The organism is Sorangium sp. So ce887, from assembly GCF_051521455.1.
GTDB lineage: Bacteria > Myxococcota_A > Polyangia > Polyangiales > Polyangiaceae > Sorangium.
The window spans coordinates 3,692,142-3,702,434 of record NZ_CP150354.1; the positions used below are offsets into that span (position 1 = coordinate 3,692,142).

At 75.3% G+C, this 10,293-nt stretch carries 1 protein-coding gene and 1 pseudogene; both read right to left on the reverse strand.

All coding sequences use genetic code 11. The features are described 5' to 3' along the window. Positions 1-9: 9 nt before the first annotated feature. Positions 10-795 (reverse strand): phosphopantetheine-binding protein, encoded by a 786-nt coding sequence (locus WMF36_RS13775; protein WP_437581912.1) that lies wholly within the window; start codon positions 793-795, stop codon positions 10-12. Then, positions 787-10,281: pseudogene (locus WMF36_RS13780) on the reverse strand (type I polyketide synthase); the annotation flags it as partial. The pseudogene WMF36_RS13780 and the gene WMF36_RS13775, both read right to left, overlap by 9 nt. Positions 10,282-10,293 lie beyond the last annotated feature (12 nt).

The window sequence follows — 10,293 nt, forward strand, 5'->3', positions numbered from 1 at the left end:
CCATGGTCGTCATGAGGCGGTCCCTGCGTCGGTCGTGAACTCTCGGTCGAACATGCTCAGAAGCTCCTTGTCGCTCGCCGCCCGCACGCGGTCCGCGAGCTCGCCGTCCGCCACGGCGTCGCGCGCGCGGTCCCACGTCGCGAGGAGCGCCTGGAGGCGCGCCGTGAGGCGATCGCGGATCGCCGTGTTCGCGTAGGCCGCGGTGAGCGCGCCTTCGAGGCGATCGATCGCGTCGCTTCCGTCGCTCGCGCCGGGCGGCGGAGCCTTCCCGTGCGCGGCGATCTCGGCGAGGAGGACGCGCACGAGCGCGGCGGGCGTCGGGTGGTTGAAGAGGAGGGTCGTGGGGAGCTTTCGCTCCGAGGCGGCGGCGAGCCTTCTTCGGAGCTCGAGGGCCATGAGCGAGTCGAGCCCGATTTCACGGAGCGGACGGTTCATGTCGAGCGCGCTCGGCGTGCGGTAGCCGAGGACGGCGGCGATCTCGCCGCGCACCACGTCGGCGACGGCACCTTCGCGCTCGGCCTCGGAGAGGCCGGCGATCCGCTCCGATGCGAGCGCGGCCCGCGCCGTCCCCGCGCTGCCCGAGCGACGCGCGGCCCTCGGGCGCGCGAGCCCGCGGAGGAGCGGCGAGAGCGCGTCCGTCCCGTCGGCGTTCGCCGCGAAGCGCGCGGGGACGAGCGAGGCGTCCGGGTGCGCGAGCGCGACGTCGAAGAGGGCGAGCCCGTCCTCCGCTGAGAGCGCGCGGAGACCGCCACGCGCCATGCGCGCGCGCAGCGCGGGGCCCACGTGCGCGCTCATCCCGGTGCTCTGATCCCAGTAGCCCCACGCGAGCGACGACGCGGGCAGGCCGAGCGCTCGTCGCCGCTGGGCGAGCGCGTCGAGGAACGTGTTCGCCGCCGCGTAGTTCGCCATCCCAGGGCCGCCGATCACGCCCGAGACCGACGAGAACAGGACGAACGCCGCGAGATCGCGCTCGCGCGAGATCTCGTGGAGATGAAGCGCGCCGTCGACCTTCGCGCGGAAGACGACCGCGAGCGCGTCGCGCGTGAGGGCACCGATGACGCCGTCTGCCGTCGCGCCGGCGGCGTGGACGATCGCCGTGAGCGGGTGCTCGCGCGGGATCGACCCGACGAGCTCGTCGAGCGCGGGGCGACTCGCGACGTCGCACGCGGCGATCGTCACGCGCGCGCCTCGGGCTTCGAGATCGCGCCGGAGCGCCTCGGCGCCAGGTGCATCCGGGCCCGTCCTCGACGTGAGGAGCAGGTTCGTGATCCCGTGCCCTTCGACGAGGTGGCGCGCGACGAGCGCGCCGAGCGTGCCGGTCCCGCCCGTGACCAGCACCGTTCCGTTCGGATCGAGCGCGCGCGGCGCGGGGGCGGCGGCCGTCGTGGCGCGCGCGAGGCGCGGGGCGAGCCTCCGTCCGTCGCGGAGCGCCAGCTGCGGCTCCGCCCCGTCGAGGGCCGTCGCGAGCGCGCGGTGCGACGCGCCCTCGCCGTCGGTGTCGACGACGAAGATCGCGCGGTCCGGGCGCTCGGCCTGCGCCGCGCGGAGGAGCCCCCAGAGAGGCGCGTGCGCGAGGTCGCGGACGTCTTCGTCGGGGCGCGTGGCGATCGCGCGCGTCGTGAGCACGACGAGCGCGCACGGCGCGAGGCGATCGTCGGCGAGCCACGCCTCGAGGAGCGCGAGCGCGCTCGCGGCGGCCTCGTGCGCGCGCGCCGCGGAGTCGACCGCTTCGGAGCTCGCGTACGGCGCTACGACGACGCTCGGCGGCGCGGCGCCGCGGGCGAGCGCGCCGGTGATCGAGGCGACGTCACGGTGCGCTTCGACAGCGATCCCCGCGCTCGCGAAGGCGCGCGCGAGCGCGTCGTCGCCGCCGAGGATCGCCCAGGGGCCTGCGCCGCGCGCGTCCATGGGGGAGGGCAGCTCGGTCCAGTCGACGCGGAAGAGCGCCTCGCGCGCGATCGCGTCGCGCCCCACGCCGAGCGCGGCGCGGACCTTCTCGGGCGACGTCGCGCGCATCGCGAGCCCTTCGATCGACGCGACCGGCGCGCCCGTCGCGTCGGCGATCGCGATCGCGACGGTCTCGTCGTCGCGCCGCGTGAGGCGCACGCGAGCCGCGCTCGCGCCGACGGCGTGGAGCGTCACGCCGGACCACGCGAACGGCATCGCCACGCGCGCGGAATCTGCGGGGATCTCGAGCACGAGGGCCTGCAGCGCGGCGTCGAGCAGCGCGGGGTGAAGCCCGAACCGATGCGCGTCGCCCTCCGCTTCCTCGGGCAGCGCGACCTCGGCGAAGATGTCGTCGCCGCCGCGGTACGCCGCGCGCAGCCCGCGGAATTCCGCGCCGTACGCGATCCCCGCGTCCGTGATGCGGTCGTAGAAGCCGTCGGTCGTGATCGGGATGGCGAGGGGAGGCGGCCACGCGCGCAGATCGAACGCGGCCTGCTCGGCCTGCGGCGCGAGGGTCCCGCTCGCGTGCCGCGCCCACGCGCCGTCGTGCGGCGCGCGCTCGTCCGGACCGGCGTCGGGCCGCGCATGGATCGCGATGCTTCGCCGCCCCGTCTCGTCGGGGGCGCCGATCGCGATCTGCACCGCGACGCCGCCCTTCGGCGGAAGCGCGAGCGGCGCTTCGAGCGAGAGCTCCTCGACGCGCTCGAGCCCGGCGCGATGGGCCGCCGCGATCGCGAGCTCGAGGAACGCCGTGCCCGGCAGGATGCGCGCGCCGAAGACCTCGTGGCCCCCGAGCCAGGGCTGCTCCGCGAGCGCGAGGCGACCTGTGAAGAGGAACCCGTCCGCGTCGGCGAGGGCGACGCTGGCCCTGAGGAGCGGATGATCCGCGGGTGTGAGCCCGGCCGACGCGACGTCGGCAGCGCGCGCCGCCTTCGGATCGAGCCAGAAGCGCTCGCGCTGGAACGCGTACGTCGGCAGCACGACCCGGCGGGCGCCGAGAGGCTCGAAGAACGCCTCCCAGTCGTGCTCGCGCCCGCGGGTGTGGAGCTCGGCGAGCGCGAGGAGGAGGCGCGCGCGATCACCTTCGTCGCGCCGGAGCGTGCCGACGACGGCGGCGCTCACGCCGGCCGCTTCGCTCGTCTCTCCGAGCGCGAGGCCGAGCACGGGGTGCGGGCTCACCTCGACGAAGAAGCGGTGCTGGTCGGCGAGCAGCGCCCGCGTCGCGTCTTCGAAGCGCACCGTCTGCCGGAGGTTTCGGTACCAGTGTGCGGCGTCGAGCGCGGTCCCGTCGAGCTTCGCGCCCGTGACGGCGGAGTAGAGCGGCACGACGCACGCGCGTGGCGTGATCCCCGCGAGCTGGGTCGCGAGGTCGGCCTCGATGGCTTCGACGTGCGCGGAGTGCGACGCGTAGTCGACGCGCACTTTGCGCGCGAAGATCTGCGCGGCGCCGAGCTCGCCGACGAGCGCGTCGATGGAGTCGACGTCGCCGGCGACGAGCGTCGCACGCGGGCTGTTGATCGCGGCGATCGAGACCCGTCCGTCGAAGGCGGCGAGGCGCGCGTCGAGCTCGTCGGCGCCCAGCTCGATGGCGGCCATCGCGCCGCGTCCGGCGATCTTGGTGATGGCGCGCGCGCGGAGGGCGACGACCTTCGCGGCGTCCTCGAGCGAGAGCGCGCCCGCGACGTACGCGGCGGCGATCTCGCCTTGGCTGTGGCCGACCACGGCGTCGGGCTCGACGCCCATGGCGCGCCACGTCGCGGCGAGCGCCACCATGACGGCGAAGAGCACCGGCTGGACGACGTCGACCCGGTCGAGGAACGCGGCGGTCTCGCCCCCGACGGCTTCTCCGCGGAGCACCGCGCCGAGGGACCACGCGACGTGCGGCGCGAGCGCGCGCTCGCACGCCTCGATCTGCTCGCGGAAGACCGCGTCGGTCTCGAGAAGGGACGCGGCCATCTCGGGCCACTGCGAGCCCTGGCCGGGGAAGACAAAGGCGACCTTTCCGCTGGGAGCCGCGTCGCCGATCTGAGCTCCCGGCGCCGGAGCGCCGCGCGCGAGCGCGTCGAGGGCCGTGAGGAGGGCGTCGCGGTCCTTCGCGACGATCGCGGCGCGGCGGTCGAAGTGCGAGCGCGTCGTCGCGAGAGACAGCGCGACGTCGGCGAGCGCGAGGTCGGGGGCGGCGGCGAGGTGCGCGCGAAGGCGCTCCGCTTGCGCACGCAGCGCGTCGTCGGTCTTCGCCGACAGAAGGAACACCAGCGCCGGAGCGCCCGCACCGTCATTGCCCTGTGCGCCCACCTCAGCCTCCGCGGGCGGCGGCGCCTCTTCGAGGATCGCGTGCGCGTTCGTTCCGGAGAGCCCGATCGCCGTGACACCGGCGCGGCGCGGGCGCCCGAGCGGCGGCCACGGGCGCTTCGCGTCGACCACGTGGACCGGGATCGCATCCCAGTCGATGTGCGGGTTCGGCGGGCTCGCGTGCGGCGTCGCCGGGACCACGGCGTGCGTCAGCGCGGCCACCATCTTCGCCACGCCGGCGAGCCCGGCCGCGAACTCGAGGTGCCCGAGGGTCGTCTTCAGCGCGCCGACGAGGAGCGGGCTCTCGGCCGGCCGCCCTTCGCCGTACACCGCTGCGAGCGCGTTCACCTCGATCGGATCGCCGAGCGACGTCCCCGTGCCGTGGCACTCGACGACGTCGACGTCCGCCGGCGTGAGCCGCGCGTCGGCGAGCGCGGCGCGGATCACCTTCTGCTGCGCCGTCCCGTTCGGCGTCGTGATCCCGCTCGAGGCGCCGTCGTGGTTGACGGCGCTCCCGCGCACGACCGCGAGCACCGGATGCCGGCGCGCGCGCGCGTCGCCGAGGCGCTCGAGCGCGAGCACGACGGCGCCTTCGCCGCGCCCATAGCCGTCGGCGTTCGCGGAGAACGTCTTCGAGCGGCCGTCGGGCGCGAGCGCGCGCGTCCGTGAGAGGAGCACGAACGGCTCGGCGTGCGCCATCACCTGGACCCCCGCGGCGAGCGCGAGATCGCACTCGCCGCGGCGCAGCGACTGGCACGCGAGGTGGAGCGCGACGAGCGACGACGAGCACGCGGTGTCGACAGAGAGCGCCGGCCCCTGGAGGCCGAGCGTGAAGGCGAGGCGCCCCGCGGCGAAGGACGAGATCGTCCCCATGAAGTCGTACGCCTCGGCCGCCTCGAGGCTGCCGCGGAGCGCGGCGTAGTCGCTCGCGCCCGCTCCGACGAAGACGCCTGTCTGCGTGTCTCGCAGCGATCCCGGCACGATCCCCGCGGTCTCGAGCGCCTGCCACGCCGTCTCCAGCAAGATGCGGTGCTGAGGATCGATGTGCTTCGCCTCGCGCGGGCTGATGCCGAAGAACGCCGCGTCGAAGAGGTCGACGCGATCGAGGAGCGCCGCGCGCCGGACGTAGCTCTTTCCGGGCGCGTTCGGGTCGGGATCGTACGCCGCGTCCGCGTCCCAGCGCTGCGCGGGGATCGAACCGACGGCGTCGCGCTCCTCTTCGAGGAACCGGAAGAGCCCGTCGGTGTCCGTCACGCCGCCGGGGAGGCGCAGGCCGATCCCGACGATCGCGATCGGCTCGTCGAGGGGCGCGCGCTCTCTCTCGGGCGCGCCGGCGTCGCGCTCGGGGTGCACCTCGCCGAGCGCGTGGGCGAGCGTGTTACGCAAGAAGGTCGCGACGCGACGGGGCGACGGGTGGTCGAACGTGACCGTCGCGGGGAGCGCCACGCCGGTCGCTCTTCGAAGGCGGCGGCGCAGCTCGACGGACATGAGCGAGTCGAGCCCGAGATCGAAGAAGCCGCGATGAGGCTCGATCCGCGAGGCGTCCGCGTGCCCGAGCACGGCGGCCGTCTCCGCGAGCACGAGCGCCACGAGGTGCGGGAGGCGATCGACCTCGGCGAGCGCGCGGAGGGCCGAGAGCAGCGGAGCCTCGCCGTGCGACGCCGCCGCCGGCTCCGCGAGCGCGTCGAGGGCGCGACGGGCTTCGGCGATCTCACCGATGAGGGGACGCGGGCGCGCCGACGCGAACGACGGGGCGAAGCGCGCCCAGTCGATGTCCGCGACGGCGACGCTCGTCTCATCGTGCTCGAGGGCGCGCGCGAGCGCGGCGACGGCGAGCGGCGGCGCCATCGGCGAAAAGCCCACGCGGCGGAGGCGCGCGTCCGCCTCGACGTTTTCCGCGAGCATGCCTCCGCCGGCCCAGGCGCCCCACGCGACGGACGTCGCCGCGAGCCCGCGGGCGCGCCGCTCTTCTGCGAGCGCGTCCAGGAACGCGTTCGCGGCCGCATACGCGCCCTGCTGCCCGCCGCCCCAGACGCCCGCGCCCGACGAAAACAGCACGAACGCGTCGAGCGCGCGATCGCCGAAGAGCTCGTCGAGGTGCCGAGCACCCCCGGCCTTTCCGGCGACCGCGTCGGCGAGATCGGCGATATCGGTCGCCGCGAGCGCCGCCTGCGGGCCGACGCCGCCGGCGTGGAAGACGGCCGTCACGGGCCCATCGGCCTCGACGTCGCGCACGAGCGCCGCGATCGCCTCGCGGTCGGCGACGTCGCACGCGGCGATCGTCACGCGCGCGCCGCGCGCGGTGAGCTCGTCGCGCAGCGCGTCGGCTCCCGGGGCGGCCGCGCCGCGCCGGCTCGTGAGGACGACGTGCTCGGCGCCGTGCTCGGCGAGCCAGCGCGCGACGTGCGCGCCGATCGCGCCGGTGCCGCCCGTCACGAGGACCGCCCCGCGCGGCGCGAGCTTGCGGATCGCCGGGGCCTCGCCGAGCGGCGCGCGCACGAGCCGCCGCGCGAAGAGACCAGCGGGGCGGAGCGCGACCTGGTCCTCGTCGCCGCGCTGCGCGATCAACGCGACGAGGTGCGCGAGCGCCCTCGCGTCGAGCGCGCTCCCCGCGCCGAGCGACTCTCCGACGTCGACGAGGCCGCCCCAGCGCTCGGGGTGCTCGAGGCCGACGACGCGCCCGAGGCCCCACGTCATCGCTTGCGCAGGACGCGTGAGCCGGTCGGCGCTCCCGATCGAGACGGCGCCGCGCGTGACCAGCCAGAGCGGCGCGGCGATCCCCGCGTCGCCGAGCGCCTGCGCGAGGGCGAGCGTGAGCGCGAGCCCGGTCGGCACCGCCGTGTGCGTGGGCAGCGGCGTCTCGTCGAGCGCCGCGAACGACAGGACGCCTCGCACGGTGACGCCGTCGGCGATCGCCGCGCGCAGGCGCGTCGCGAGGCGACCGCGGTCGGCATCGTCGTGCGTCACGTCGACGGTGACGACCGCCGCGCCGCGAGCGGCGAGCGCGGCGGTCACGGCGCGGGCGAGCTCGCCCCCGGCCGCCGGCGCGATCGCGAGCCACGTCCCTTCGACACCGGCGTTTTGCGGCGCGCTCGTCGATTTCCACACGACGCGGTACCGCCACGCGTCGGCCGTGCTCTGGGCGTGCCGCCTCTGCCGCCACGTCGAGAGCGCCGGGGCGACGGCGGTGATCGCGGCGCGCGCCTCGTCTCCGTCGACGCCGAGCGTCTCGGAGAGCGCGTCGACGTCGCCGCGGTCAATCGCCTGCCAGAGCGCGTCGTCGGCGGCGCTCGTCGCCGAGCGTGTCGCGTCGCCGGGGCGCGCCTCGGGCGCATCGAGCCAGAAGCGCTCGCGCTGAAACGCGTAGGTCGGGAGCGTGACGATGCGCGGCGCGAAGGGGGCGAAGAAGGCGCACCAGTCGACGGCGAGGCCTCTCGTGTGGAGCTCGGCGAGCGAGAGGTTGAAGCGCGCGAGGTCTCCTTCGTCGCGGCGAAGCGACGCGGAGGCGACCGCGTCGTGTCCCGAGGCCTCGATCGTGTCGCGCAGGGCCACGGTGAGGACGGGGTGAGGGCTGACCTCGAGGAAGAAGCGATGGCCGTCGTCGAGCAGGGCGCGGGTGGCGTGCTCGAAGCGGACCGTGTGGCGGAGGTTCCGGTACCAGTGGGCGGCGCCGAGGACCTCGCCATCAAGCCTCTCGCCCGTGACGGCGGAGTACAGCGGGACCTTCGCGGCCCGCGGCGCGATGCCGTCGAGGGCGTCGAGGAGCGTCCGCTCGATGGCCTCCACGTGGGGGGAGTGCGAGGCGTAGTCGACGCGGACTTTACGGGCGAAGAGCTGCGCGCCGGTGAGCTCTGCGACCAGCTCGTCGATCGCGTCGGGGTCTCCGGAGACGAGCGCAGCGTGAGGGCTGTTGATCGCCGCGATGGCGAGGCGTCCCCCGAAGCGCGCGAGGCGCGCCTCGAGGTCGGCGGTGGTGAGCTCGACGGCGGCCATGGCGCCGAGACCGGCGATCTTGGTGATGGCGCGTGAGCGGAGCGCGACGACCCTGACGGCGTCGTCGAGGGAGAGGGCGCCGGCCACGTAAGCGGCCGCGATCTCGCCCTGGCTGTGGCCCACCACGGCGTCGGGCGTGACGCCGGCGGCGAGCCAGGTGGCGGCGAGCGCGACCATGACGGCGAACAGGACGGGCTGGACGACGTCGACGCGCTCGAGCATGGGCGCGCCGCGCGCGTCGTCGTCACCGAGCACGGCGAGGAGCGACCAGTCGACGTGAGGCGCGAGGGCGCGCTCGCAGGCCTCGATCTCGGCGCGGAACACGGCGGAGGACGCGAGCAGGGCGCGCGCCATGGCTGGCCACTGGGAGCCCTGTCCGGGGAAGACGAACGCGACCTTGCCCGACGGGATCGCCTCGCCGGCCACCGTGCCTGTCTCCGCGCGCCCCTCGGCCAGCGCCGCGAGCGCCGAGAGCAGCGCGGCGCGATCGTCTGCCACGATGGCGGCGCGATGCTCGAGATGCGACCGCGTGGTCGCGAGCGACGCCGCGACGTCGACGAGGGCGACCTCGGGATCGCGCGCGACGTGCGCGTGGAGACGCGCGGCTTGCGCCCGCAGCGCGGCCGCGGTCTTCGCCGAGAGCAGGAACGGCAGAGCGCCGGCAGGGGGGCGCGCGTCGGGGGCCGGAGGCGCCGCGTCCGCCGGTGCCTCTTCGAGGATGACGTGGGCGTTCGTGCCCGAGATGCCGAACGACGAGACGCCTGCGCGCCGAGGAAGCCCGTCTGGGTTCCACCGGACCGAGTCGGTCAGGAGGCGCACCGTCCCCGGCGACCAGTCGACGTGCGGCGACGGGCTCGCGGCGTGCAGCGTCTTCGGCAGGAGACCGTGGCGCAGCGCGAGCACCATCTTGATGACGCCGCCGACGCCCGCGGCCGCCTGCATGTGCCCGACGTTCGACTTGAGGCTCCCGAGCCAGAGTGGATGTTCCTTCGAGCGCGCCTGGCCGTACGTCGCGAGAAGCGCCTGCGCCTCGATGGGATCACCGAGCGTCGTGCCGGTACCGTGCGCCTCGACGGCGTGCACGTCGCTCGCTGCGAGGCGTGCGCTCGCGAGCGCCGCGCGAATGACGCGCTCCTGCGCAGGGCCGTTCGGCGCCGTGAGCCCCTGGCTCTTGCCGTCCTGGTTGATCGCCGAGCCTCGGAGCACGGCGAGGACGGGGTGGCCGTTCTTGTGCGCGTCCGAGAGGCGTTCGAGGAGCAGCATCCCGGCGCCTTCGGCCCAGCCCGCGCCGTCCGCTCCGGCCGCGAACGATTTGCATCGCCCGTCGGGCGCGCCGGCGTGCTGCGTGCCGAGCTCGACGAAGACGTCCGGCGTCGCCATGATCGTGACGCCGCCGGCGAGCGCGAGAGAGCACTCGCCTTCGCGGAGGGCGCGCGCGGCGAGGTGGAGGGCGACGAGCGACGAGCTGCACGCCGTGTCGATGCTGATCGCCGGCCCGCCGAGGCCGAGCGTGTACGCGATGCGCCCGGACGCGACGCTGGCGACCCGCCCCGTGACGGCGTACCCGTCGTGACCGCGCGTCGCGCGCGGCGACGAGCTCCCGTAGTCGCCCTGCATCACCCCGACGAAGACGCCGGCGTTCGTGCCGCTCAGCGACGCGGGATCGATCCCCGCGCGCTCGATCGTCTCCCACGCGATCTCGAGCAGCACGCGCTGCTGCGGATCCATGTCGCGCGCCTCGCGCGGGCTTATCGAGAAGAACGCCGGATCGAAGAGGTCGGCGTCCTCCACGAAGCCGCCCTCGCGCGCCGCGTCGCCGCCGCCGGCGAGCGCGTCGAAGTTCCACCCGCGGCTCGCGGGGAACGGCGAGATCGCGTCCGTGCCGTCCACGAGGAGCGCCCAGAGATCCTCGGGCGATCGAACGCCTCCCGGGAATCGGCAGCCCATCGCGACGATCGCGATCGGCTCGCTCTTGCTCTCTTCGACGACGCGCAGACGATCGTGCGCCTGGCGCAGCTCGCCCATCGCCTGCTTGAGGTACGCACGCAGCTTCTCTTCGGT